This window comes from Gordonia terrae, assembly GCF_051789125.1.
Taxonomy (GTDB): Bacteria; Actinomycetota; Actinomycetes; order Mycobacteriales; family Mycobacteriaceae; genus Gordonia; species Gordonia terrae_A.
Map to the genome: position 1 here is coordinate 5,222,041 of NZ_CP196526.1, position 24,587 is coordinate 5,246,627.

22 protein-coding genes are annotated in these 24,587 nt (G+C 67.1%); 12 read left to right on the forward strand and 10 right to left on the reverse strand.

Annotation, left to right across the window (positions count from 1 at the left end; translation table 11 throughout):
• Nucleotides 1–112: 112 nt before the first annotated feature.
• From ACSUZC_RS23800 to ACSUZC_RS23810, 3 genes are all read left to right on the forward strand, one after another.
• Nucleotides 113–1,336, forward strand: coding sequence for an NUDIX hydrolase (locus ACSUZC_RS23800; protein WP_439030895.1), 1,224 nt, complete (start codon nucleotides 113–115; stop codon nucleotides 1,334–1,336).
• A 118-nt stretch (nucleotides 1,337–1,454) separates the two neighbouring features.
• Nucleotides 1,455–4,055, forward strand: a complete 2,601-nt coding sequence (locus ACSUZC_RS23805) for a DUF6049 family protein (RefSeq protein ID WP_439033219.1) — start codon at nucleotides 1,455–1,457, stop codon at nucleotides 4,053–4,055.
• A gap of 356 nt (nucleotides 4,056–4,411) precedes the next feature.
• Nucleotides 4,412–8,032: a murein biosynthesis integral membrane protein MurJ gene (locus ACSUZC_RS23810; RefSeq protein ID WP_439033220.1), complete on the forward strand. Its 3,621-nt coding sequence runs from the start codon at nucleotides 4,412–4,414 to the stop codon at nucleotides 8,030–8,032.
• Here the strand turns inward: ACSUZC_RS23810 and ACSUZC_RS23815 are convergent.
• Nucleotides 8,016–8,993 carry a sterol desaturase family protein gene (locus ACSUZC_RS23815; RefSeq protein ID WP_439030896.1) on the reverse strand — a complete coding sequence of 326 codons (978 nt, stop codon included), beginning with the start codon at nucleotides 8,991–8,993 and terminating at the stop codon, nucleotides 8,016–8,018. The genes ACSUZC_RS23810 and ACSUZC_RS23815 overlap by 17 nt on opposite strands.
• Nucleotides 8,994–9,105: 112 nt before the next feature.
• Between ACSUZC_RS23815 and ACSUZC_RS23820 the strand changes: the two genes are divergently transcribed.
• From ACSUZC_RS23820 to ACSUZC_RS23860, 9 genes are all read left to right on the forward strand, one after another.
• Nucleotides 9,106–9,849, forward strand: coding sequence for a TetR/AcrR family transcriptional regulator (locus ACSUZC_RS23820; protein ID WP_439030897.1), 744 nt, complete (start codon nucleotides 9,106–9,108; stop codon nucleotides 9,847–9,849).
• A gap of 105 nt (nucleotides 9,850–9,954) precedes the next feature.
• Nucleotides 9,955–10,812 carry an SH3-like domain-containing protein gene (locus ACSUZC_RS23825; protein WP_439030898.1) on the forward strand — a complete coding sequence of 286 codons (858 nt, stop codon included), beginning with the start codon at nucleotides 9,955–9,957 and terminating at the stop codon, nucleotides 10,810–10,812.
• The gene (scnC, locus tag ACSUZC_RS23830; protein ID WP_439030899.1) at nucleotides 10,809–11,534 is read left to right on the forward strand and encodes a thiocyanate hydrolase subunit gamma; all 726 of its coding nucleotides are present in this window, start codon (nucleotides 10,809–10,811) and stop codon (nucleotides 11,532–11,534) included. Before ACSUZC_RS23825 ends, scnC begins: the two co-directional genes overlap by 4 nt.
• Before the next feature lie 4 nt (nucleotides 11,535–11,538).
• Nucleotides 11,539–11,913 (forward strand): thiocyanate hydrolase, encoded by a 375-nt coding sequence (locus ACSUZC_RS23835; protein WP_439030900.1) that lies wholly within the window; start codon nucleotides 11,539–11,541, stop codon nucleotides 11,911–11,913.
• 83 nt (nucleotides 11,914–11,996) lie between these two features.
• Nucleotides 11,997–12,560, forward strand: coding sequence for an RNA polymerase sigma factor SigM (gene sigM, locus ACSUZC_RS23840; RefSeq protein ID WP_439030901.1), 564 nt, complete (start codon nucleotides 11,997–11,999; stop codon nucleotides 12,558–12,560).
• A gap of 212 nt (nucleotides 12,561–12,772) precedes the next feature.
• The gene (locus tag ACSUZC_RS23845) at nucleotides 12,773–13,528 is read left to right on the forward strand and encodes a hypothetical protein (protein ID WP_439030902.1); all 756 of its coding nucleotides are present in this window, start codon (nucleotides 12,773–12,775) and stop codon (nucleotides 13,526–13,528) included.
• Between the two features lie 157 nt (nucleotides 13,529–13,685).
• Nucleotides 13,686–14,702 carry a thioredoxin-disulfide reductase gene (trxB, locus tag ACSUZC_RS23850; RefSeq protein ID WP_439030903.1) on the forward strand — a complete coding sequence of 339 codons (1,017 nt, stop codon included), beginning with the start codon at nucleotides 13,686–13,688 and terminating at the stop codon, nucleotides 14,700–14,702.
• Nucleotides 14,703–14,764: 62 nt separating this feature from the next.
• Nucleotides 14,765–15,103, forward strand: coding sequence for a thioredoxin (trxA, locus tag ACSUZC_RS23855; protein ID WP_439030904.1), 339 nt, complete (start codon nucleotides 14,765–14,767; stop codon nucleotides 15,101–15,103).
• Nucleotides 15,104–15,376: 273 nt separating this feature from the next.
• Complete coding sequence (locus ACSUZC_RS23860) at nucleotides 15,377–16,552, forward strand: N-acetylmuramoyl-L-alanine amidase (protein ID WP_439030905.1); 1,176 nt, start codon at nucleotides 15,377–15,379, stop codon at nucleotides 16,550–16,552.
• Here the strand turns inward: ACSUZC_RS23860 and ACSUZC_RS23865 are convergent.
• The 9 genes from ACSUZC_RS23865 to rpmH all read right to left on the reverse strand — a co-directional run bounded on the left by ACSUZC_RS23865 (nucleotide 16,497) and on the right by rpmH (nucleotide 24,086).
• Complete coding sequence (locus ACSUZC_RS23865; protein WP_439030906.1) at nucleotides 16,497–17,360, reverse strand: hypothetical protein; 864 nt, start codon at nucleotides 17,358–17,360, stop codon at nucleotides 16,497–16,499. The genes ACSUZC_RS23860 and ACSUZC_RS23865 overlap by 56 nt on opposite strands.
• Before the next feature lie 147 nt (nucleotides 17,361–17,507).
• Complete coding sequence (locus ACSUZC_RS23870) at nucleotides 17,508–18,566, reverse strand: ParB/RepB/Spo0J family partition protein (RefSeq protein ID WP_439030907.1); 1,059 nt, start codon at nucleotides 18,564–18,566, stop codon at nucleotides 17,508–17,510.
• 49 nt (nucleotides 18,567–18,615) lie between these two features.
• Nucleotides 18,616–19,569, reverse strand: a complete 954-nt coding sequence (locus ACSUZC_RS23875; RefSeq protein ID WP_439030908.1) for an AAA family ATPase — start codon at nucleotides 19,567–19,569, stop codon at nucleotides 18,616–18,618.
• 169 nt (nucleotides 19,570–19,738) lie between these two features.
• Nucleotides 19,739–20,446 carry a 16S rRNA (guanine(527)-N(7))-methyltransferase RsmG gene (gene rsmG / locus ACSUZC_RS23880; protein ID WP_439030909.1) on the reverse strand — a complete coding sequence of 236 codons (708 nt, stop codon included), beginning with the start codon at nucleotides 20,444–20,446 and terminating at the stop codon, nucleotides 19,739–19,741.
• A 629-nt stretch (nucleotides 20,447–21,075) separates the two neighbouring features.
• Nucleotides 21,076–21,744 carry a protein jag gene (locus tag ACSUZC_RS23885; protein WP_439030910.1) on the reverse strand — a complete coding sequence of 223 codons (669 nt, stop codon included), beginning with the start codon at nucleotides 21,742–21,744 and terminating at the stop codon, nucleotides 21,076–21,078.
• Between the two features lie 45 nt (nucleotides 21,745–21,789).
• Nucleotides 21,790–23,028 (reverse strand): membrane protein insertase YidC, encoded by a 1,239-nt coding sequence (gene yidC / locus ACSUZC_RS23890; protein ID WP_439030911.1) that lies wholly within the window; start codon nucleotides 23,026–23,028, stop codon nucleotides 21,790–21,792.
• 27 nt (nucleotides 23,029–23,055) lie between these two features.
• Nucleotides 23,056–23,469: a membrane protein insertion efficiency factor YidD gene (gene yidD / locus ACSUZC_RS23895; protein WP_439030912.1), complete on the reverse strand. Its 414-nt coding sequence runs from the start codon at nucleotides 23,467–23,469 to the stop codon at nucleotides 23,056–23,058.
• Nucleotides 23,466–23,897, reverse strand: a complete 432-nt coding sequence (gene rnpA / locus ACSUZC_RS23900; protein ID WP_439030913.1) for a ribonuclease P protein component — start codon at nucleotides 23,895–23,897, stop codon at nucleotides 23,466–23,468. The genes yidD and rnpA overlap by 4 nt, the downstream gene beginning before the upstream one ends.
• A 45-nt stretch (nucleotides 23,898–23,942) precedes the next feature.
• On the reverse strand, nucleotides 23,943–24,086 hold the full coding sequence (gene rpmH, locus ACSUZC_RS23905; protein ID WP_081585940.1) for a 50S ribosomal protein L34: 144 nt from the start codon (nucleotides 24,084–24,086) through the stop codon (nucleotides 23,943–23,945).
• Nucleotides 24,087–24,587 lie beyond the last annotated feature (501 nt).

The following is a 24,587-nucleotide window of genomic DNA, read 5'->3' on the forward strand; positions in this document are numbered from 1 at the left end:
CGTCGCCGACCCCCTACACGAGTCCTGCACACCTCGCGTGCGGATATCCACAACCTCCGTGCCTACGAGGCGTCCGGCCAAACAGCAGGTGACCAGCCGCTAGCATCGTGGAGTGTCCACCGATTCCTCGACCAACCCTTCAGACGTCAGTGGCGTCTCGTCGGGTGCGCACGGCGAGGACGCCGGCCAGGGGGATCAGGGCCCGGCCGGTCAGGGACGCCGTTCGCGCCGCGGTCGACGACGCCGGGGCCGCCGCAAGGGCGCGGCCACCGCGCACGGCTCGGCGCCGCAGAACAAACAGCCCGGCCTGAAACAACCCGGGCACAAACAGACCGGGCACCGGCAGGGCGGTCACAAGCAGACCGCCCACAATCCGGCCTCCGAGCCCGCTCCCTCCACCCACCACCCCACTCCCAACGACCTCGCGCGCGCCCGCACCGCCGACCCCGCCTGCCCCGACCCCGTCGAAGCCGAGTCGGTGGACAAGCTTCCCGTCGATCCCGACCGTGCGCGGCCACGCGTCACCCCGCCGAAGCCGTCGGACATGGTCGCGGTGACGGCGAAGCTCACCAAGACGGGTCTCACCCAGGCCGGCGGCAAGACCGCGAAGAACCGTCGGCGCGGCGCCCGCGCCGATCGGAACACCGACCGGCCCACCCCGGACCGGACCCACCCGGAGAAGCCACCCACCGACCGGTCGCATTCGGACCGCGGCGGCGAGAAGTTGCGCACCGTGCGGGAGACGTCGGCGGGCGGGCTCGTCATCTCCGATCTCGGACTGCCCATCGACGAACTCTCCGCGGCACTCATCGGTCGGGTCGATCGACGCGGCCGAACGATGTGGTCGCTACCCAAGGGCCACATCGAGACCGGCGAGACCGCCGAGCAGACCGCGATCCGGGAGGTCGAGGAGGAGACCGGCATCCAGGGCACCGTGGTGGCCCCGCTCGGCAAGATCGACTACTGGTTCGTCAGCGAGGGCCGTCGCATTCACAAGACGGTGCACCACTATCTCCTGCGATGCACCGGTGGCGAGCTCTCCGACGCCGACTATGAGGTCTCCGAGGTGGCGTGGGTGCCGTTACACGAGCTACCGCGTCGCCTCACGTACTCTGACGAGCGACGTCTCGCCCGGATGGCCCGCGGCGTGATCGCCGATCTCGCCGCCGACCCCACACGGTTGGCTCAGTCCGAGGCCGAGAGCATCCGGACCGAACCCAACGCCTATGAGAAAGCCGCCGCCGCACGCAACCAGCGCCGCAACGAGCCACCGCCCCCGGTGCGTCCTCGTCGGCGCCGACGCCGTCCCCGACGGCCCGCGGCCGGCGATGGCTGAGCCGCGTTCCTTCTCTCCCGACTTCGGTCGGTCCCGACGTCCACCGCTGTCCAGGGTGTCGCGTTCCGGCGTGCGCACCGCCTCCGCACTGGCCGTCGTTCTGGCGATCGTCGGGCTCATGGCGTTGCCGGGCGCGACCACCCCGGCGGCGGCGGAGCCCGGAACGGGCGGCGGCGCAACCACGTCGGATGCCGGTGACACCGAGCAGCAGAACCCGGGACGATTCGCCCGCATCGTCATCGACTCGATGAGCCCGAACATCGTGACCACGACGAGCCGTCCGGTCGTCACCGTGAGCGGGCGCGTCGAGAACGTCGGCGACCGTTCGATCACCGACCTCACCATCAGACTCGAGCGTGGCGATCCGGTGGCCACCGCGTCGGGGCTGCGCACCGGCCTGGCCGACAACGACCCCGCCGTAGCGGTCGCCGGTCCCTTCGAGGCGCTCACCGACTCGCTCGCCCCCGGCGAGAGTGTCGGCTTCCGGATGTCGATGTCCCTGTCGGCGACGACGGGTCCGGCCGGTCAGGGTCTCGCGATCTCCCGCACGGGTGTGTACCCCATGCAGGTCAATGTCAACGGCACGCCCGAGTACGGCAACACCGCGCAGGTCGCGGGGTCGCGGATGCTGTTACCGGTGCTGTCGTTGCCTCCCGACGACACGCGCGCCGCCGACTATGTCGATCCCAGTTCCGAGTACTCCTCGGCCGAACCGGTCCCGGGTCTCGGACCGGACGGTTCGGTGTCGGCGAACCTGTCGAGTCCGGCGCGTATGACCATGCTCTGGCCGTTGGCGGCGCCGCCGCAGCTCGCTCCGGGCGTGCTGGGCGGCAACACCGAACCGGTACGTCTCATCAACGAGGACATGGCACGGTCCCTCGGCGACGGCGGACGGCTCAACGAACTGCTCAAAGCATTACAGCGGGTGGTCGGCGAACCACCCCGCGAGCAGTCGGGGTCGGCCGTCTCGGAGGCGTCCGCGCCCACGACGTCGGAGGACCCGGAGCCGACGGTGCTGCCCGGCTCCGAGAAGCTCGCCGAGAGCATGTGCCTGGCCGTCGACCCCGACCTCGTCATCACGGTGCGTGCGATGACGCTCGGTTACGAGGTCTCCGACAACCCGGCCGATCCCACTGCCGCGACCCGGCCCGGCAGCGGAGCCGACGCCGCCGCCCGATGGCTGGACGCGCTGCGCTGGACCGCGGGCCGGATGTGCGTCGTGGCCCTGCCGTTCGCGCAGGCCGATCTGAGCTCGCTGACCAGGATCGGCAACGCGGGCCTGACCGATGCCGCGCTGCGGTCACCCGCCGACATCGTCGACACCGTCCTCGGGGTGCGCAGTGTGCGCGGCCTGTCGATTCCGGCGCTGGGCGCCATCGACGACGATGGTGCGGAGGCCCTCGAACAAGCCCAGGTCTCCGCGACGGCGGTGGCGTCGAATTCGGTCGTTCCCACCGGCCGCCGAAGCGACACCGGCCGGTACCGGGTCGGCGGGCTCGCGACGCAGACCTATGACGCCCCGATCACCGCCTCGCTCGCGGGCATCGGGACCGCACCGAGCACACCGGCGCTCACGCCACCCGGCCAGCGCGTCGACCTCACCGACGAATCCCCGGGCAGCCGACGGCAGACCGCCATCGGAGCACTGGCGTACCCGGCGATCGCCGCGCCCGACCCCGCTCCCGCATCGGGGACCCCGTCCACCGCGACCCGTGATCCGGTCGTCGGCAGGTCCGCGTTCCTGGTGCCCCCGACGTATTGGTCTCCGACGGTCGCGGACTCGGAGGCGATCTTCGCCACGGCCCGGCTCCTGCTCGAGTCGGGGGCGGCCACCCCGACCCCGCTGCCGGCGCTCGCGGCCGATCTCGCCGACACGCCGGACCCCGCCCGCCTGACGGATCCGGCCGGAGTCGGTCCGATCAGCCGGATCGGCTCGGTCCTGACGACGGATGCGACCGCGGCCATCCGACGCAATGTCGAGGACAGCTGGCAGTTCGAGGGTTCGCTCGTGCGCTCGGCGGACGTGGCCGCGACGCCCGAGCGCTACATGTCCCCGCTGCGGGAGGACCAGCTACGCGCGATCCGGTCACCGGACGCCCGCGGCACAGCGGTGTACACCCATCTCCGGCGCATGCAGTCCGAGCGGATCGGCGCTGTGTCGTCGACGCTGCACCGGATGGGCCAGTCGGTGAGCATCCTCGATCCCGGGGGCCGCTACACCCTGGCGTCCGAACGCAGTCCGCTGCTCCTCGTGGTGAGCAACGACCTCGCTCTTCCCATCCGGGCCCGCCTCATCACCTCGGAACCGAAGGACATCGAGATCGGCGATCTCGGTGTGATCGAGATCCCGGCACGCGGGACGCGACAGATCCAGCTCCCGACGCGCGGCGAGACATCCGAGGCCATCAGCGTCGAGATCCAGCTGTCGACGGTGACGGGAGTGTCTCTGGGTGAGCCCATCAGTCTGTCGGTGCACACCAATGCCTACGGCAAACCGCTGTTCTACATCACGATCATCGCCGGAGCAGCTCTCGTCCTGCTGACCGCACGCCGACTCTGGCATCGCTTCCGCGGACAACCCGACCCCGCGGATGCCGACCGCCCCGAGCCCGACGAACTGGAACGGATGCTCGCCGGAAGCGGGTATCAGGAGCGACGTCGTACCCTGCAGAGCGAGGGTCGGATGCATGACGAGGATGCGGGCGACGACCCCTCATGACCGACTTTCGACGACCTGAGGACGGCGGCAGAAGCGACGTGACCCGGAACGATGAGCCGCGCGCACCGCGGCCGGGGCAACCCGGCGCGGGGCCGTCCCAGCGTCCCGGCCGTGCCGTCCCGCAGAAGATCCCACCCGGCCGCGTCCCGCCCACCAGGGTTTCTCCGGATCGGGTGACCCCGACGCCGGCGGCCCCGCGACGCCCGCTGCCGCCCCAGTCCGAGGCGGCGACCCGGCACATTCCGTTGCCGACATCGCGCGCACGACGCCCAGTGGGCGGTCCGGTGCCGGCGAAGGCAGCCGCCGGGCCGTCGGGCCGGGTGTCCACCTCGCCCGATCCCCGTCATCGACCGAGCGTGCCCGACGAGAACGCCGGGGCCGTCGGTGTGGCCGACGAGGCCGCGTCGTCGACGGGCCTGGCGCGGGACTCGGACTCGAGCATCCTGCGGACCAGCGGCTCGATCGCGATCGCCACCCTCTTCAGCCGGATCACCGGATTCCTGCGGACGGTGCTCATCCTCGCGATGCTCGGGCCGGCGATCGCCTCGGCATTCCAGGCCGCCGACGTGCTGCCGAACATGATCGCCGAAGTCGTCCTCGGTGCCGTGCTGACCGCGATCGTGATCCCGCTGCTCGCCCGCGCGGAAGCCGAGGATCCCGACGGCGGCCAGGGTTTCATCAACCGCATCTTCACCATCACGGTCGTCGTACTCGGCTCCGCCACGGTGATAGCCGTCATCGCCGCCCCACTGCTGACCTACCTCAACCTCGGGGACGGCCAGGTCAACCGCGAACTCTCCACCGCCCTCGCCTACCTGCTGCTCCCGGAGATCCTCTTCTACGGGCTCTCGGCGCTGTTCATCGCGATCCTCAACCTCCGCGGCCACTTCAAACCCGGTGCCTGGGCTCCGGTACTCAACAACGTCGTGCAGATCACGACGCTGGTGCTCTACGCGGTGGTGCCCGGCGAGATCACGCTGAACCCGGTCCGGATGAGCGATCCGCAGCTGCTCGTCCTCGGCATCGGCTGCACGCTGGGTGTGGTTCTGCAGGCGTCGATCCTGGTGCCGTTCCTGCGAAGAGCCGGCGTCCGCCTGCGGCTGGAGTGGGGCATCGACGCGCGGCTGCGCCAGTTCGGCAACATGGCGGTCGCCATCGTGGCCTATGTCGCGCTGCTGCAGGTCGGCCTGATCGTCACCTATCGCATCGCCTCCTCGGCCGACGCGTCGGGTGTCAGCATCTACTTCACCCACTGGCAGTTGCTGCAGCTGCCCTACGGCGTGCTGGGCGTGACGATCCTGACGGCGATCATGCCCCGGCTGTCGCGCAACGCCACCGCCGACGACACCAAGGCCGTGGTCGACGACCTGTCGCTGGCGACCCGCCTCACGATGGTCGCGCTCGTCCCGGTCGTGTCGTTCATGACGTTCTTCGGACCTGCGATCGCCATCGCCGTGTTCAACTTCGGCAAGTTCGACGCCGCCTCGGCGTCGCAGCTCGGTTCGGTCCTCGCCTGGGGTGCGTTCACCCTGATCCCGTATTCGATGACGCTCGTCCAGCTGCGCGTGTTCTACGCCCGCGAGGATGCCTGGACCCCGACATTCATCGCTCTGGGCATCACCGTGGTCAAGGTCGCGTCGTCGTACCTGGGACCGGTGCTGTTCGACGATCCGCAACTGATCGTGCGATGGCTCGCCCTGTCCAACGGCCTGGGCTACCTCATCGGTGCGATCGTCGGCCATTTCCTGCTGCGGAGCCGGCTCCGCGGGGCACGACTGACCGACGTCACCCGGACATCGCTGGTGACCCTGGCGATCTCTCTCGGCGTCTCGGCGACCGTGTGGGCGGTCGCGAAGATGACCGGTCTCGACCACATGATCGGCTGGTTCGGCAAGGTCGGTTCGGTTCTGTACCTCGCCCTCACCGCGGGTGTGGTGCTCGCGGTGACCTACGCCGGTCTCGCCGCGGCCCGCGTCCCGGATGTCGTGGCGATCGGCATGGCGGTCCGTCGCGTGCTGGGCCGTTTCATCCCGGCCCTCGCCCCTCCCGCGCAGCCCGATCGCGAACAGTCACCGGCGATCACAGTTCAGTTTCCGCGGGTCACCGCCGACGAATCGCTCCCGTACTCTGGTCAGGTACAGGTGCTGCGCCGCTTCGACAGAGGTACGGCGACGTGGCAGTCGTACTACGTACACACCGGTGGCGCGATCGGCGCACATCGGGATGTACGCCCCATCCCCGAGGTCGCGCCGGTTCCGCGCGACATCAGATACCGCAGGAGAGGAGTGCGTCGCGTGAGTGACAGTGAGGTCGACACCACTGCTCCCACCGGGCCGCCCGTCGAACCCGACGCCGACGGCACCCAGACTCCTCCCGCCACCCCGAACACCGGCGCCGGTACCGCCGACACCCCGGACTCCGCACGCCGACGCGGTCCCCGCCTCGTGCCGGGTGCCGCCGTGGCCGGCGGACGGTACCGGCTCCTCGAGCAGCACGGCGGCAGCCGCGGCCTCCAGTTCTGGCGGGCACAGGACATCAACCTCGACCGCGAGGTGGCCCTGACCTTCGTCGACGCTGAGCAGCTCGCGCCACCGCCCGAGCGCGGGCAGTCCGCGAAGATCTCCGATCAGGGGCCGCAAGCGGTGCTGTCGCGCACGCTCCGGCTCGGTCAGATCAACTCCGACGGTGTGGCGCGTGTCCTCGACGTCGTCCGCGGCTCGTCGGGTGGCATTGTCGTCGCCGAATGGGTCCCGGGTTCGTCGATGGCCGATGTCGCCAGGTCCGGGCCGTCGCCCATCGGTGCCGCTCGCGCGGTTCGTTCGCTCGCCGCGGCAGCCGAGATCGCGCACCGGTCCGGCGGCGCACTGTCCATCGACCATCCCGACCGGATCCGGATCAGCCACGACGGCAATGCCGTCCTCGCCTTCCCCGGCACACTCGCCGGCGACGACAAGGCCTCCGATGTCCGCGGACTCGGCGCGGTGCTCTACGCCCTGCTGCTCAACCGCTGGGCGCTCGACCCCGAGACCGGCTCGCGGTTGGTCACCACGGCAGACGTCACCGAGCCGGTCGGCGGGATACCCGTCGCGGCCCCGGGCGACGACTCCCAGCCGATCGAGCCCCGCGCCGCCAAGCCGGACATCCCGTTCGAGATCTCGGCGGTCGCCGCACGGGCCCTCGACGGGTCACGCGGCATCCGCACCGCCGCGACCGTGCAGCACGTCCTGGACCAGGCGACGGTCGTCGACCTCAACACCGACATGCTGCCGGCGATCACCGACGCCGACGCCCCGCCACCTGTGACGGTGGCGCCGAGGATGGGCAGCGGGGACGGCAAACCTCCGCGCCGCAACGTGGCGCTGCTGATCGGGGCCGGACTCCTCGCGCTGTTCGTGATCATCGCCCTGATCCTGGGCGCCACCAATGTCTTCGGCGGCAGCGACGGCTCGAGCGACATCGACTCGATCATCACCAACACCGAACCCGCACCGACGCCGGGCGCGAATGCCCCGGCCCCGCCGGCAGGACAGCCGGCATCGGCGGCCATCCCGTTGCAGTCGGTGTCGGTCGTCGACTTCTCGTCCCAACCGCCGGATAACTCGGCGAACGTCCGTAACGTCATCACCGGGGCGGCCCCACCGTGGGAGACCGACAACTACCGGGGTCGGCCCGACTTCGGTGGTCTCAAACAGGGTCTGGGCTTGATGTTCGACCTGGGCTCCGAACGCGCCGTCAAGTCCGTCACCATCGAGACGCCGACCCCCGGCATGGACGTCGAGATCCGCTCCGCCCCGTCAGCCCGGCCTGCCTTCGCACGGACCACGCCGGTCGCCGCGGGCCGAGTCGGTCAGAACTCGACCACCATCCCGATCGCGGAGCCGCTCGAGAGCCGCTACGTGATGGTGTGGATCACCAGCCTGCCGAGCGCGTCCGGGGGCTATCAGGCGGAGATCTCGCGCATCACGATGGCCGGCTGACCCGCTTCGTCGAATCCCGTTCCGCCGCCGTCTCTTCGACGTCGGTCGAGGGCTGCACCTGTCCGTTCGGCGCCCACCCCGGTGGGCCGAAGATGTAACCGAGCCGGGCCCGCCACGTCGACGCAGACCGGACATCCCGTGCGATGGCCGCATATTCGTGCGTCTGTAGGCGCCAGATGTTGTGCGTACCCACGGGTTTCGTGAGCCCGTAACGCGGGCGTCGGATCTCTGGGGCGAACGAGCCGAACAACCGGTCCCAGACGATGAACACCCCGCCGTAATTGCGGTCGAGATACTCCGGATCGCACCCGTGGTGCACCCGGTGGTGGGACGGCGTGTTGAAGACGAACTCGAACGGCGCCCACATGGTGCCGATCCGCTCGGTGTGGATCCAGAACTGGTAGACAAGGTTCAGAGAGTAGGCGAAGAACACCAGTGCGGGCGGAACTCCCAGCAGCGGCAACGGGATCCACATGAGTACGGCGGCGCTGATGTTCCATTTCTGTCGCAGCGCGGTGGCAAAGTTGAAGTATTCGCTCGAGTGGTGGGCCTGGTGTGTCGCCCACACCAGTCGCACCCGGTGGGACACCCGATGACTCCAGTAGAAGAGGAAGTCGACCCCCAGGAAGGCGATGACCCACGTGTACCACTCACCGATGGGTAGCTGCCACGGCGCGACATACGCGAACAACGCTGTGTAGAGCAGCAATCCGAGAAACTTCCAGAACGCGCTGGTCGCGATCGAGACCAGCCCCATGGTCACGCTCGACCGTGCATCGCGAGAGTCGTAGGCACCCGGCCGCGCCCGGCGGTCTGTCCCCTCCGCGGACACGGACGGTTCGTCATCGTGGTCGTGCTCGAGCTTGGCCGCCGCCCACCACTCGATGGCCAGCAGGGTCACGAAGAACGGGATGGCGAGCACGGTCGGCTCACGCATCGGCTCTGGCAAGAACTCCAGCACGGCGTCGTCCCCTCCTCGGGCCTCATCTGACACGCCTACGTGTCACTTACTTCTGACAAGGTATCGTGTCAGAAGTTGCCCTGTAAACCCCGCCCGGTGAAGGAGACGCTCGATGTCGGTTCCGTCGACCCCGTCCACCAACGCCCAGGGCACGGGCACGGGCAGGCGCTACGGGGGAGCCGACCCCGCCGAACGTCGCGAGCGGCGTCGAGCAGCTCTGATCGCTGCGGGCCTCGACGTCTTCGGCAAGGACGGGTACGCGAAAGCCTCGGTCAAGAGCGTCTGCGACCAGGCGGGCCTCACCCAGCGGTACTTCTATGAGTCGTTCACCGACCGGGCCGACCTGCTCGTGGCCGTCTACGACGACAGCGTTGCGTTCGTACGTGCCGCGACGGTCGCGGCGGCTGCTGGAACAGCAGGGTGGGAGTCAACCACCGCGGCGCAGGACCGTGAACGCGTCGAAGGCATTGCACCCGAGGATGTTCCGGATGCCGCGCGCTCGGCACTCGGTGCGTTCATGTCGTGCCTGGGGGACGATCCACGACGTGCCCGCGTGATGCTGGTCGAGGTGGTCGGGGTGTCCCCGGAGATCGAACGCGTCCGTATGCGAGCGATCCACGAGTGGGCCGACCTGATCCTCGCCCTCGCACGCGGGTCCCGCCCACCGTCGGACCGCGAACGCCTCGCCTCGGTGGGACTCGTCGGCGCGGTGACGCAACTCCTCGTCGACTGGTATGTCGCTCTCGAGGAAGGCGCCGGCGAGGGGAGTGCGCGCGCACGACGCACCTCCCTCGACGACATCCTCGACGTCTGCGTCGAGCTGTTCGTCGCCGCATACGGCCGACTCCTGGCCTGATCCGCGGACCGTGCGCGCCAAAACGCCACGAGCGCACCGGCGCCGGGTGTAGATTTCGACTCATTCTGCTTCGAGCTGTCGGACCCGTGGTCCGGGAGGTGTCCGATGAGCACTGCATCCGACCGTGCGCGACAACTGGATCTCGTTGCGCGACTTCAATCGTCGTATCCCGAGCTCCCCGACGCCCCGACGCCGGACCTGCTCGACCACTCGCGCTTCGTCGCCTACATGAAGCCGGTACACGACGTCGGTGGCGAACCCGATGCGCCGATCTTCTACGAGGGCAAGGCCTACGAGGAGTGGGAGCACATGACCTACGTCATGTGCGAGGTCCTGGCATGGCGAGGAATCTGGCTGTCCGAAGAACGGCGTCGCATCGGCAATGTCGACGTCGGTCGAACGGTCTACCTAGGTTTCCCCTACTACGGCCGATGGTTGCTCGCGGTCGCCAGGATCCTGGTGGAGAAGCACCACATCGCGCTGGGCGAGCTCAGCGAGCGCATGCTCGAGATCCAGGAGCGATATGCCGGCGGATTGGACGGGAGGCTGCCCGAGGCGCAACCGCGCAGCGTCGGCGACGGAGCCGATGTACCCCGCAACACCCATCACCGACACGCGGTCGGGATCGGCGATCCGCAGGTGTATGCCGGACGCGCGGGGGAGGCCGCCTTCGCGGTCGGTGATCGTGTCGTGGTCCGCGAGCTCCCGGTCCTGTTGTACACGCGGACACCCGAATACGTCCGCGGTGCGGTCGGAGAGGTGGCCGCTGTCGCGTACGAGAGTCCCGCACCCGAGGACGAGACCTGGGGGTTGTCGGACGCCCCGGCCGAATGGTTCTACGTGGTCCGCTTCGCCATGGGCGACCTGTGGCATGGATACAACGGACCCGCCGACGACACCCTCCAGACAGAGATCCCCGAACGCTGGCTGGCGCACGCCGGCGAGGAGGACGAAACCCTATGAGCGACAGCCACGATCATGATCACGACCACGACCACGACCACGCGCGGACGGTCAAGCCCATGGTGGACGAGATCACCGATTTCGAGGTGCTCGAGATCGCGCTGCGCGAACTGTGCATCGAGAAGGGGCTCTTCACCGCCGAGGAGCATCGGCGTTTCACCGAGTTCGCCGAGCAGATCGGACCGACGCCGGCGGCGAAGCTCGTCGCCCGCGCGTGGCTCGATCCCGACTTCGAACAGCTGGCCCTGACCGATCCGATGGCCGCGAGCAAGGAGGTCGGCGTGGATTGGCTGGAGCCGACCGGTTTCGGAACGCCCAGTGATTTCACGGCTTTCGAGATCCTCGCCGACACCCCGACGCTGCACCATGTGATCGTGTGTGCGCTCTGTTCCTGTTATCCGCGGCCGATCCTGGGTAACTCCCCCGAGTGGTACCGCACGCCGAACTACCGGCGCCGGATGGTGCGATGGCCCCGACAGGTGTTGTCGGAGTTCGGACTCCAGCTGCCCGAGGGTGTCTCGGTGCGCGTGCAGGACTCGAACCAGAAACACCGGTTCATGGTGATGCCGCAGCGCCCGGCGGGCACGGATGGTTGGACCGAAGAACAGTTGGCCGAGATCATCACGCGCGACTGTCTGATCGGTGTAGCCCTCCCGCGACCGGGTGTCACCACCAACGCCGTGTCCACCATCCGTCCGGCCGTCCACCCAGCGGGGGAGTGAGTCGATGACCACCGGGGACGGCTCCGGCACGTACGAACCTCTCGCCACGATCGTCGAGCGCGATCAGGTGTGGAGCCGCATGGCGTCGAAATACGGTGTGGAGAACCCTGTTCCGCCCTGGAAGACCAGCCTCGACGGTCTCTGCGATGCGCTCGATCGGGCTGCCGACACTCCGACGGGGTCCGATGGGATGGATCCGCCAGGGGGCGTCGAACGGCGGGACGAGGAAGACCGGTTGTCGTCGACCACCTATGCCACGCTGCCGTATCCGGAGAACCAGCTCGTCGCGCTGGCGCACACGCTGCTCGACCGCGGTGTCATCGACGAACGTGAGCTGAGGTCACGGATGGCGGCGATCCGCGCGCGACTCGAGACCTGAGGACGAATTCACCGGCCGCCCGCATCTGTACACAGGCGTCGCTCCTTCGGATGACGTCGGGTCTGCTCCACTACTCTCAGCCCATGGCCGGGGGGACTGACGCAACCGAGACGCGTACCGACGAGGAACTCCTGCATGCCCACCTCGCGGGCGACCCCGATGCCTTCCCGGATCTGATCAGACGGCACCTCGACTACCTGTACTCGGTCGCCTGCCGGACGAGCCAGAATCCCGAGGACGCCGCCGATGCCCTCCAAGACGCGTTGATCGCCGCGCACCGGACAGCGCACGATTTCCGGTCGGATGCCAAGGTCACGAGTTGGCTGCACCGCATCGTGGTCAACGCATGCCTCGATCGCATCCGGCGGAACAGGGTTCGCAGGACGCTCCCGCTGCCGGACTGGGACGTGCTTGCGATCGCCGACACCAACGACGAGATCGCCGGCGTCGACCTGTCGGTGTCCATCGGGCGGGCGCTGCACGTCCTGCCCGAAGGTCAGCGGGCAGCGATCGTGGCGGTGGATCTCGAGGGATACTCGGTCGCCGAGGCCGCGGCCATTCTCGGCGTGGCCGAGGGCACGATCAAGAGTCGCTGCGCGCGCGGACGGCTCCGACTCGCCCAGGTCCTCGGGCACCTACGTGAGTAGAGGATCGGTAACTCTCGGTGCGGCAAGCACTTCCACGAGTTCGAGGTTTAGTGGAACCGAATCCGCCCGGCACACGTCCAAGTATCCGACGACAACACCCGTGACCCGATCCGAGAACCCCGGCGCAGTACCCCGGACTCACCGACCCACCCAGAGACCCAACCCAGACCTCGACGCTGACGCCCGACACCGCGGAATGGAAGACTGACACCATGACCCCTCGGGGACCCGACGACACCCGGTCCGGCGACCTACCCGATCCGCCGTACTCGGCGGAGACCCTCGCCGACTATCACGCCGGAGCGCTCTCGGAGCGCGTCGCTGACCACATTCGCGCGCGGATCGCCGATGACCCTGCAGCACAGTCGATCCTGGACGGATTGGACCGAACCGTCGCCGATCTTCGATCGACCGGTCCCGAGATCACCGCCGCACCCGACCCTGTTCGCGTCGATGTCGAAGCCACCCTGACCGCGCTGAGGGGCTCGGTGCAGGAGCCGACCCACCTCGACACCCGACGACGTGTCCGCGGATCGTCCCCCGACGGTGGCCGGGCGTCGGTCGGCCGATGGCTCGCCGCTGCGGCGGCCGTTCTCGTCGTCGTCGCGGGATCCGTCGGCATCTTCCGGATGCTCTCCTCTCCGGACGCACCACCCCCGCAGGCCCGTCCCGCCCCGACACAACCCGCGCCGGATCCGGTGGGCACGGCAACGGCACTGTCCGTTCTGGGACGCACCGACGGGGCGCCCTTCGGGTCGGTCGCCGCGCTCCGGCGCTGCACAGCCGCGCACCTCATCCCCGTTCACGTCGTCATCGTCGGGTCCGGACGGATCACCGTACGCGGAACCGCAGCCGCTGCCATCCTGATGTCGACCGGGGTCGCCGGCCGGTTCGACGCACTGATCGTGGGCCTGGACTGCGACACCGGCAACCCGGCATTCATCTCCCGGTCCGTCATCGGTGGCTGACCGGGGTGCGGCCGGACGACGGCGTCGCCGGCCAGGCGATCCGGCGGACCGCACGGGCGCGGGTGTGCGGGAACATCTCCGCTTACCCTTGTGTTGAAGCAGCCGTGACCCCGCGTCTACCGCGCGGGTCTCGCTAAACCCACAGCACGGAGGATGGATGAGCCAGCCAGAGACCCAGCAGATCCACGACTTGATCATCATCGGATCTGGCCCTGCCGGGTACACCGCAGCGATCTACGCAGCGCGCGCCGAGCTATCTCCGATCGTCTTCGAGGGCACCCAGTTCGGTGGTGCACTGATGACGACCACCGAGGTCGAGAACTTCCCCGGCTTCCAGACCGGTATCCAGGGCCCCGCCCTGATGGACGAGATGCGCGAGCAGGCGATCCGATTCGGCGCCGACCTGCGCATGGAGGACGTCGACACGGTCCGCCTGACCGGCCCCGTCAAGGAGGTCGAGGTCGGTGGTGAGGTGTTCCGCGCCCGTGCGGTCATCCTCGCGATGGGCGCTGCGGCCCGCTATCTCGGTATCGAGGGCGAGCAGCAGCTGCTCGGTCGCGGGGTGTCTGCCTGTGCGACCTGCGACGGGTTCTTCTTCAAGGACCAGGACATCGCCGTCATCGGCGGTGGCGATTCCGCGATGGAAGAAGCGACGTTCCTCACCAAGTTCGCACGCAGTGTCTCCCTCGTCCATCGGCGCGACGAGTTCCGCGCGTCGAAGATCATGCTCGAGCGTGCCCGCGCCAACGACAAGATCCGTTTCGTCACCAACGCCGCCGTCACGTCGGTCGTCGGAGACGGCTCGGTGTCCGGCCTGACCATCGAGGACACCCGGACCGGCGAGGTCAGCACCCTGGACGTGACCGGGATGTTCGTCGCGATCGGTCACGATCCCCGCAGCGAGCTCGTTCGCGGCCAGGTCGACCTCGACAGCGAGGGTTACGTACTCACCCAGGGGCGCACGACCCACACCTCGCTGCCCGGCGTGTTCGCCGCGGGAGACCTCGTGGACCACACCTACCGTCAGGCGATCACCGCCGCCGGCAGCGGGTGCTCCGCCGCGATCGACGCCGAGCGGTGGCTCGCCGAACAGGGACAGGCCGCCGACCTCACCCTGGACGAGACCGAAGCGTCGACAGTCTCCGAGATCGACGCGGTCCAGGCGCCTGCCTGAGCCTTTCCCCACACTTTCCACCCGGGCGCCCGTCGCCCGGTACGACCAAGGAGGTCACAACCATGGGTGAACACACAGTCGCCGTCACCGACGCGACGTTCAAGGACACCGTTCTGGGTGCCGACAAGCCGGTCCTCGTGGACTTCTGGGCCACGTGGTGCGGACCGTGCCGCATGGTGGCCCCGGTTCTGGAAGAGATCGCACGCGATCACGGTGACAAACTCACCGTCGCCAAGGTCGACGTCGACGAGAGCCCGTCCACCGCGCGGGACTTCCAGATCATGTCCATCCCGACCATGATCCTGTTCGACAAGGGCCAGCCGGTGAAGACCATCGTCGGCGCCAAGGGCAAGGCCGCACTTCTGCGCGAGCTCGATTCGGTGGTCGGTCAGTCGGCCTGATCACCTGCGGTTTCACCGCACACCATCGCAACAGTCCGACGGGTGAACGATGCTGTCGTCCACCCGCGGGCTGTTTGCGTTGGTAGTGTCGGCCGTGGTCTCGACCTGAGACCACGACGCAGGGGGCCATGCCGCTCATACCGTGGGCAGTTTGGTGTCGTGAAGTTCAGCTGAGAGAATGCAGGCTGACGTTTGGCCGATGTACCCGCACGGTGTGCATCGGTTACCGCGTGCAGACCCGCTCCTGCCGCGATCCGTACGAGGGGTGACGAGATGCCATTGTTCCGACTTGGTGATCACGGCTCGGCGGTGGCCGAGATCCGCGCCATCCTGGTCGGACGTGGACTGCTACCCGATACCGGGTCCACCACCACCGATCACAGCGCCACCAATGGGTGGGCTCCGCCCGAGGCCGTCTTCGACGAGGCCTGCGATCGGGCCGTCCGCGCGTTCCAGCAGGAGCGTGGCCTGATCGTCGACGGCATCGTCGGGCCCGCGACCTACCGTGTTCTGCGCGAGGCCTCGTACCGTCTCGGAGCCCGCGTGCTGTCGTACCAGCTGTCGGCGCCCATGGTCGGCGACGACGTCGCCACCTTGCAGAGCCGTCTGCAGAACCTGGGGTACTTCACCTCGCTCGTCGACGGGGTCTTCGGTCTCACGACCCACAACGCCGTGTGTCTTTACCAGAGCGAATACGGCCTGGCGTCCGACGGGATCTGTGGTCCGGCCACACTGCGGTCGCTCGAGCGTCTCGGCACCCGTGTCACCGGCGGATCGCCCTACGCCATCCGGGAAGAGGAGCACGTCCGTCGCTCCGGTCCACACCTGTCCGGCAAGCGGATCCTGATCGATCCCGGTTCCGGGGGACTGCACGGGCTGTCGACCGGCGACCTGGCCGAGCGGGAATCCGAACTCCTCTGGGACCTCGGTGCCCGTCTCGAAGGTCGTATGGCCGCGACCGGGATGCAGACCTTCCTGTCGCACGACGGGCGGGGCCGTCCCGGCGACGACGAGCGCGCCCGAGTCGCGAATCTGATGGACGCCGACCTGATGATCTCGCTGCGGTGCGGTCATTATCGCAATGAGCAGGCGAATGGTGTCGCGTCGTTCTACTTCGGCAACAACAACTCGTTCTCTTCCATCGGACGCAATCTCGCCGGGTTCATCCAGCGGGAGATCGCCGCACGCACGCCGCTGGCCGACTGCCGGTCACACCCGCGCACGTGGGACCTGCTCCGACTCACCAAGATGCCGGTGGCCCTCATCGACGTCGGCTACATCACCAACCCGAATGACGCTGCAGTGCTGTCGGATTCGGACTGGCGCAACGTCATCGCCGACGCCATCGTGGTGGCGGTCAAGCGCCTATACCTGCTGGATCAGGACGATCGTCCTACGGGCACTTACACCTTCGCTGATCTGCTCGCAGCCGAGAACGCTCCGCGCTGACCCGCTGGGGTCGCATCCCCACGGGCACCGCCGTCCGTTGCCGGCCGGCGAGATCCATCTCGGCCATCACGACCAGCTTCTCCAGCGCACTTTCCACCTCGAACTTCCACCCGAGGCCCTCGTCGAGCTCCAACCGGAAGCGAGGGAAACGCTGGTGTGAGGACACCACGTCGAATCCGGAGTCCTTCAGGAACGACGCATCGTTCATGCACGATGTGCACAGGTCGGACTGCGGATCGTCGAGTATCTCCCGGGCGACTTCGACGATGGCCTCGTCGGACCAGAACTCCAGATCGTCGCTGAGCGAGCCGCTCGCACCGCCCGTGCCGGACGAGTCGGCACCCATGCCGTTCCGGACCAAACCGAACGACTCGACGGCGCGCACGCCCCGTCGGATCAGATCTCCGAGTACCGCGTCGAGCAGCAGACTCGCCACCTCGTCGTACCCGGGCTCGGTCCGGATGCTCGTCAACAACACCGCGTCGTGACTCACCGGTGAAGTGGGGAAGTGGCGTGAACGGGGTACGCGCTTCGGAGGCGCGTAGAACGCGGTTCCGATGACACTGTTCGTCGACGACTCGATCGCAACCTGCCCGCAGGCACCCCAGTCGAGAAGCAGACCCGAGATCCAGGCCTCCTTGTCGAACTCACTTTCATACGGTTCGAAGTCGGGGACCGTCGGCAACTGCGAACCGGGGCCGCGCCCGGAATCTGTCGGCGGCTCGACTTCCCAGAAGACGCACCGTCGGGTGTGTTGGGGAAGCGACGCGAACGAGCCGAGTTCCAGACGGGAGACCGACACACTCATGACGCCGAACTCCGAACCCGGAGCGACCGATCGGCGAAAGACACTGCGCACCAATGCTTCCCGACGTTCGGTCGTCGATCTTCTACCTCAACTGTCACTGTGACATTACTTCCGCATCCGCCGGTACCCGAGTTCTCGCCGTGTAATTCACTTCTTCGGGTCGATGAACTGGACGATGCGTTCCAAGTCGTCCACTGACCCGAACTCCACGACGATCTTCCCTTTTCTCTTCCCAAGACTGACTGTAACCCTGGTGTCCAGACTGTCGGAGAGTCGCTCAGCGAGGTCTTGCAATCCTGGCATCTGCATCGGCCGGCGCTTCGGTGCGGCGGGGGACCGCGAGTCCGGACCGTCCCCGCGGTTGGCGAGCGTCACGGCTTCCTCGGTCGCGCGCACCGACAGACCCTCCGCGACGATCCGCGCGGCGAGTGCTTCCTGCGCATCGCTACCGGTCTCCAGCGACAGCAGAGCGCGCGCGTGGCCCGCCGATAGGACGCCGGCGGCCACACGACGCTGCACCGGGATGGGCAGTTTGAGCAGCCGGATCATGTTGCTGATGAGTGGGCGTGAACGACCGAGGCGCGTCGCCAACTCTTCGTGCGTGACACCGAACTCTTCGAGCAGCTGTTGGTAGGCAGCCGCCTCCTCCAGCGGATTGAGCTGCGCGCGATGGATGTTCTCCAGGAGAGCGTCCCGCAGCATGTCGCCGTCGGGGGTCTCGCGGACGATCGCCGGAATGGCGTCCAGGCCGGCCTCCTGGCTGGCCCGCCACCGACGCTCACCCATGACGATCTGGTAACCCACACCGTCTGGGGTCGTCTCCTTGAGCCGGCGCACGACGATGGGTTGCATCAGTCCGAACTCACGGATCGAGTGCACGAGCTCGGCCATGGCTTCTTCGTCGAAGACGGTGCGCGGCTGGTTGGGGTTCGGCTGGATCTGCGTGGGCGGGAGTTCGCGGTACACCGCGCCCGCCTCTTCAGGGCTCAACGGTTCCGTTCCGTTCGGCGCCGTCGTACCCGGGCCCGCTGCCGGCGCGGACTGACCGGCGCCAGGGGAGACCGGAGCTTTGCCGATCACGACGTCCGCGGCAGCGTTTCCGAGGCGCGGGGCATCGGAGTGATCATCCGCGGGACCCGTAGGAATCAGTGCGGCCAGACCGCGACCGAGACCACCCCGGCGTTGTGCGGTATCTCGTTGACTCATCGCTGTACCTCCCCGCGCTTGTTCGTTCCCTGTGGCTCTGAGTAGCGGCTCATGCCGTAGCGCTCTCTGCGGCGCGGAGTGCGAGTTCCCGAGCAGCGTCGAGGTAACTCATCGCTCCGCGAGACCCGGGGTCGTATTCGATGATCGTCATCCCGTACCCCGGAGCCTCCGAGACCTTGACGCTGCGCGGGATGATCGTGCTCAACACCTTGTCTCCGAAGTGGCGTCGAACCTCTTCGGCGACCTGGTCGGCGAGTTTGGTTCGACCGTCATACATCGTGAGGACGATCGTCGACACGTGGAGATCGCGGTTGAGGTGCGCCTGAACGAGCTCGATGTTGCGCAGGAGCTGCCCGACACCTTCCAGTGCGTAGTACTCGCACTGAATGGGAATCAGGACCTCGCGCGCGGCGACCATCGCGTTGACCGTCAGCAGGCCGAGAGACGGGGGACAGTCGATGAACACGTAGTCGATCTGATATTCGCGGAGCACTTCGTCGGAAAGCGCATTGCGCAGTCGGTTCTCACGCGCCACCAAAGAGACTAGTTCGATCTCGGCACCGGCCAGATCCAGCGTTGCCGGCACGCAGAAGAGGCCCTGCTGACTCGGTGATTCTTGGATCGCTTCCCTCAGGGTCACCTCGCCGAGAAGGAGTTCGTAGACCGACGCGATCTCCTGCGCCCGGTGGTCGATACCGAGAGCGGTGCTGGCGTTTCCCTGAGGATCGAGGTCCACCACCAAGACTCGAAGTCCGCGCACGGCGAGGCCGGCGGCCAAATTGACGGCTGTTGTGGTCTTGCCGACGCCACCCTTCTGATTCGCCACCGTCATGATCCGCGTGTGCGGCGGACGGGGTAGCTGACCCGCCCCGCCTGGCGTCAACACCTGACTCGCACGCTCTGCCGCCATAGCGATCGGAGTGTCGGCGAACGGTTGGCCCGAGGAGGTGGGTACGCCACCGCGGGAGGTTTCACGTGAAACATTCGGGTCTTGATCGACCACGCCTGGACTCCTTTTACCGACCTGGTAGGCGTTCGCGCCAACACTGACGTCGGCGTCAGCCGCCGCCGACAGTGGTACCGAACCGCCGACGCCGGCACCATCAGAGGTACCGGCAGAACGCTTCCTATTCTGCGCCCTCCGTGGACTCCACACCAATTCGATCGCCCCCTCAGCGTCGTCCCGAGCGACTACCGCGAACTCGCTCAGATTTGGTCCCGATGATCACAGTTGTCGGTGTATCCAAGTACCGGTCGCCACACACCGCCACAGTGAGGTCACTGACTCCGGTCCTGCCCACGACAGCACGGTCCCGCTCGATCTCCTCCGCAGCCGACGATCCTTTGATCGCGATCATGCGCCCTCCGCCCCGTACGAGGGGAGCGGACCACTTGGCCAAACGTTCCAGGGGCGCCACTGCTCGCGAGGTCACCACATCCGCGAGGCCCACTGACGCGCGCACAGATTTCTCCTCAGCACGACCACGCACTACGGAGACGTTGTCCAAGTCGAGGCTCGTCGTGGCCCGCTCAAGGAAGGAACTGCGCCGCAGGAGCGGCTCGATCAAAGTGATCGTCAGGTCCGGCCGCGCGATCGCCAGTGGTATGCCTGGCAATCCGGCACCGCTGCCGACATCGAAGACCGTCGCATCGTTGCCGATCAGTTCACCGAGAACGCCGCAATTGAGTATGTGCCGGTCCCACAGCCGTGGCACCTCACGCGGCCCCATGAGGCCGTGCTCGATGCCATCCGTCGCCAAGATCGTCCAGTAGGCGCTGGCAACCTCGACGCGTGCACCGAACACCCCTTCCGCCGCGGCCGGCGGTCTCGCCGAGGCTTCTCGGTCTTCTTGTTCGTTCGGGGGCGTATCTGGCGGCACTGGCACTCCAATTCATGTCGGCAACCTACACAGTGTTTCACGTGAAACGGTCGCGCCCGAACGGATGGTCCACACAGCCACGTGGCGATGTTTCACGTGAAACAACATGCTGGTCATTTGTTCTCCGTGGACCGACCGTCGGCCAACGAACACCCCGAAATCCACTTTGGTGAGCCCGCATTGCCCTGGACGGATGGACAGGTCATCTTTGGTCACGTGACGTAAACCTTCCCATCCGAGAGGGGTTCGTGGAGACGGCCATGATGAGCACCGGACGATGACTGGGACCATGACAGCGCCTCGAGGACGCGGGCCCGAGCCGAGTCCAGCAGAACCGCGGGGAGTTCGCGGCCTGGCCGCCGACGTCCGCCGGCCGACGGAGCTCGAATCCAGGGTCGCTCGCCGGCCTCAGGTTGCGTTTCGCCGACATCGTGGGGACATTCGCCTACATTCAGCAGTCGCTACCGGGGCACCCGCGCTGACGCAGCTTCAACGGCCACCGTTTCACGTGAAACAACATCGATGTCATTTGCAACCGGAACCGACCATAGACCCTCCCGCACAACGACTCAGGCCCCGACCAAAGGTCGGGGCCTGAGCAACTTCGGGGGGAGGGGAGTGACGCTGGGCTATGCGGGCAGAACCACCACGCGACGCTTGGGCTCCGTGCCCTCGCTCTCGCTGACGACCCCGTCGACGACGGCTACCGCGTCGTGGACGATCTTCCGCTCGAACGGCGTCATCGGATCCAACGCCTCACGCTCACCTGAGGACAACACGCGCTCAGCGACCTCGCGACCCAGACGAGCCAGGCGGTCACGACGATCGGCACGCCACCGCGCCACGTCGAGCATCAGCCGACTGCGCTCGCCCGTCGCCTGCTGAACAGCGAGACGGGTCAGCTCCTGCAGAGCATCGAGAACCTCACCCTTACGGCCGACGAGCTTCGTCAGATCATCGCCACCGTCGATGCTGACCACCGCGCGATCGCCATCGACGTCGAGATCGATGTCACCATCGAAGTCCAGAACGTCGAGCAGTTGCTCCAAGTAATCGCCGGCGATTTCGCCTTCTTCGACGAGACGATCCTCGTCGTCATCGTCATCGTCGATGTCCTCGGCGTCCTCCGACGGGTCGTCGGCGTCGGCATCTGCACCCGCGACGGGGCTCTCGACGGCGGTCGTCTCTTCTGCCACGGCCGAACCGGTATCCGTCTGGCCCTCGCCACGTTCCTCGGTCTGCGCTCCGGCGTGGGTGTCGGAGTCCGAACCGGCTTGAGTTGCAGTCTCTGCTGTCATCTCATTCACCTAACTTCTGTGCTTCATCGAACAAGTCTCTGGCGGTCATCGTTTGCCGCCGCGTTTGTTGCCGCCCTTGGTCGTCGATCGACTTCCGCGGTTGTGGTTCTGCTTCTTGCCGGGCGCAGCGCCAGCGCCGGAACGAGTGGGTTTCTGGCCAGGTTTCGGCTTCGCACCGGGACCGCTGTCCCCGGCGGCGGGCGATGATCCGTTGCCGGATGTCCCCGACCCCGACGATGCAGAACCCGACGTGGCGGAATCCTTTACGTCATCGGCCACCGTGTCGGCGGCGGACTCGTCACCCTTGGACAAGGACACAGTCGTCGCATCGGACGTCCCCGAACCGCCGGCGTTGCGCTTCTTGCGGTCCGGCCGCACACCGGGCTTGGGAGCGTTCGCCTTCAGCTTCTCCTGCTTGGCGAGTTTGGCCTCTTCCTCTTCTTTGGCGATGTGGCCGAAGACGATGTGCTGCTGACCGTAGGTCCAGATGTTGTTGCTCATCCAGTAGAGAAGGATGGCGACCGGGAAGAACGGGCCGGTGATGAGGATGCCGATCGGGAAGATGTAGAGCGCCAGATTGTTCATCATCCGGGTCTGCGGATTCTCCAGCGCCGCCTCGGGCTGGCGGGCCACCGATGCACGCGAGTTCATGTGCGTGGCAATCGAGGCGATGATCATCATCGGCACGACGACGTATGCGATCTGCGGGCGAGTGAAGTCGATGGGGGAGCCCGGCTCGACGAAGGCCTGGAACTCGGTGGCCGGCTCGACCAGGTAGGACGACAGCGGCACACCGAACAGACGGGCGTCGAGGAAGTTCTGAACCTGATCGGCACTGAAGACGTAGTTGCCCTGCGAACGGGTCTCGGCGGCGCTCATGCCGAGCTGGCCCATACCGGTACCCATGCGGTTGAACGAACGCAGCACATGGAACAGACCGATGAAGACCGGGATCTGCAGCAGCATCGGCAGACAACCGAGCATCGGGTTGAACCCGTGCTCCTTCTGCAGCTTCTGCATCTCCTCGGTCATCTTGACCCGATCCTTGGCGTACTTCTTACGGATCGCCTGGAGCTGCGGATTGATCTCCTGCATCTTCTTCGTGGTGCGGATCTGCTTCACGAAGGGCTTGTAGAGGATCGCGCGCAGGGTGAACACGAGGAACACCACCGACAGAGCCCACGCGATACCGTTGCCACCCGGGGTGTCGGGCGTGACATGGCTGAAGAGCCAATGCCAGACCCACATGATCCCGGAGACCGGGTAGTAGATGAAGTCGAGCACGGGTCAGTTACCCCTCACTTGTTGTACTCACAGAGCACGGGTCTCGCCGGACCCGTGCTGATGTTTCCGAGGTCGATGGTTGCCGGTCATCCCGCTCCAAAGATCGCGGCACAGCTCGCCGAAGCCACGATCGGGGACCGGGTCGTAGCCGGGCTTGTGCCAGGGTCCGCACTTGAGCAGACGGATGATCGACAAGACCGAGCCGTAGAGAAATCCATGTCGGTCGAGCGCTTCGACCGCGTAACCCGAACACGTGGGTTCGAACCGGCAGGTCGGCAACCGCATGGGGGACACCCAGGTGCGGTACAGCTCGATGAGGAAGATGAGCACGCGGCGGGGGAACAGTCGGACGCCACGGAGGAAACGAGCAGCCGGTGTCGACGGGGGAGCGCTGCCGACGGAGTTCACCGCCGACGTGTCGTCGAGCTCGGCAGATGTCATCGGTACGCGCCCACTCCGTCGGCCGACGGCGTGCCGCCTGCGAGTCCTGCGATGCGCCGGCTCGTGAACGCCGCACGCATCTGGTCGGCGAGTTCGTCGCTGCTCCGCTCCGAGGCGGTGTCCCGGGCACGGATGACGACGTAGCTCTCCACCGCGGGACAGAGATGTCGAGTGGCGGCGAACGCTGCGCGCAGCTTGCGTGCCACCGCGTGACGCGTGACGGCGTTGCCCACGGATTTGCTGACGACGAGCCCCAGCCAGGGCCCGCCGGTCATCGCGACGTCGCGTCGCACGCCTCGGGGGTCGGGCCAGTCATGTCCGACCACCGCGAGGTGCAGGGAGAAGTCACGACTCTTCACCCTCGCACCGGACTTGAGGGTGCGAGAGAAGTCGGATCCACGCGAGATCCGATGAGTGGGCGCAGTCATCGATCAGCCGACCGGATCCGCGAAGACCCGGTGAGGAGCCGACGATCAGGCGGTGAGCTTCGCGCGGCCCTTGGTACGGCGGCTGCTGACGATCGCACGGCCGGCGCGGGTCCGCATGCGCAGACGGAAACCGTGCACGCGTGCGCGACGACGGTTGTTCGGCTGGAAAGTACGCTTGCCCTTGGCCACGGGAACTCCTTGTGCTCGCTGTGCGCACGCCGGTTACCCGTGCGTGACCCACATCTTGTCGTTGGTCTTTGATCCAGGACGGTGCCGAACTGTTGTCGGTGATGAGTCGGCGAACACGAAGAACCGCCGCGCAAATCCGCAACCTGGATGACCAGTCGAGACTACTGACACCGCGCGTTCAAATCAAACGAGCCGTTCGTCGCCTCGGAACCGGCTCCGACCAGCTGTGTTCCGGACCACTGAAGGACCTTTATCAGTCGTTCCGAGTCAAACGTCCCGATCGCTTTGTGGCCCACCCGGACCTCTGTTACGTTCTCTCAAAGCGTCGGCCACCACTCCGTGCGAGGCACCACCTCGGGGACCTGGCTCAGACCGAAGTCCCAAGTTCGTCGTCACCTTTGTACACAGGTGTGGATAAGCCTGTGGAGAGATGGGTCCGGCAGCGCAGATGCCATCGCTTTCGTCAACGCTGGTAGTTTTCCGCATCAGGAGGCCAGCCCT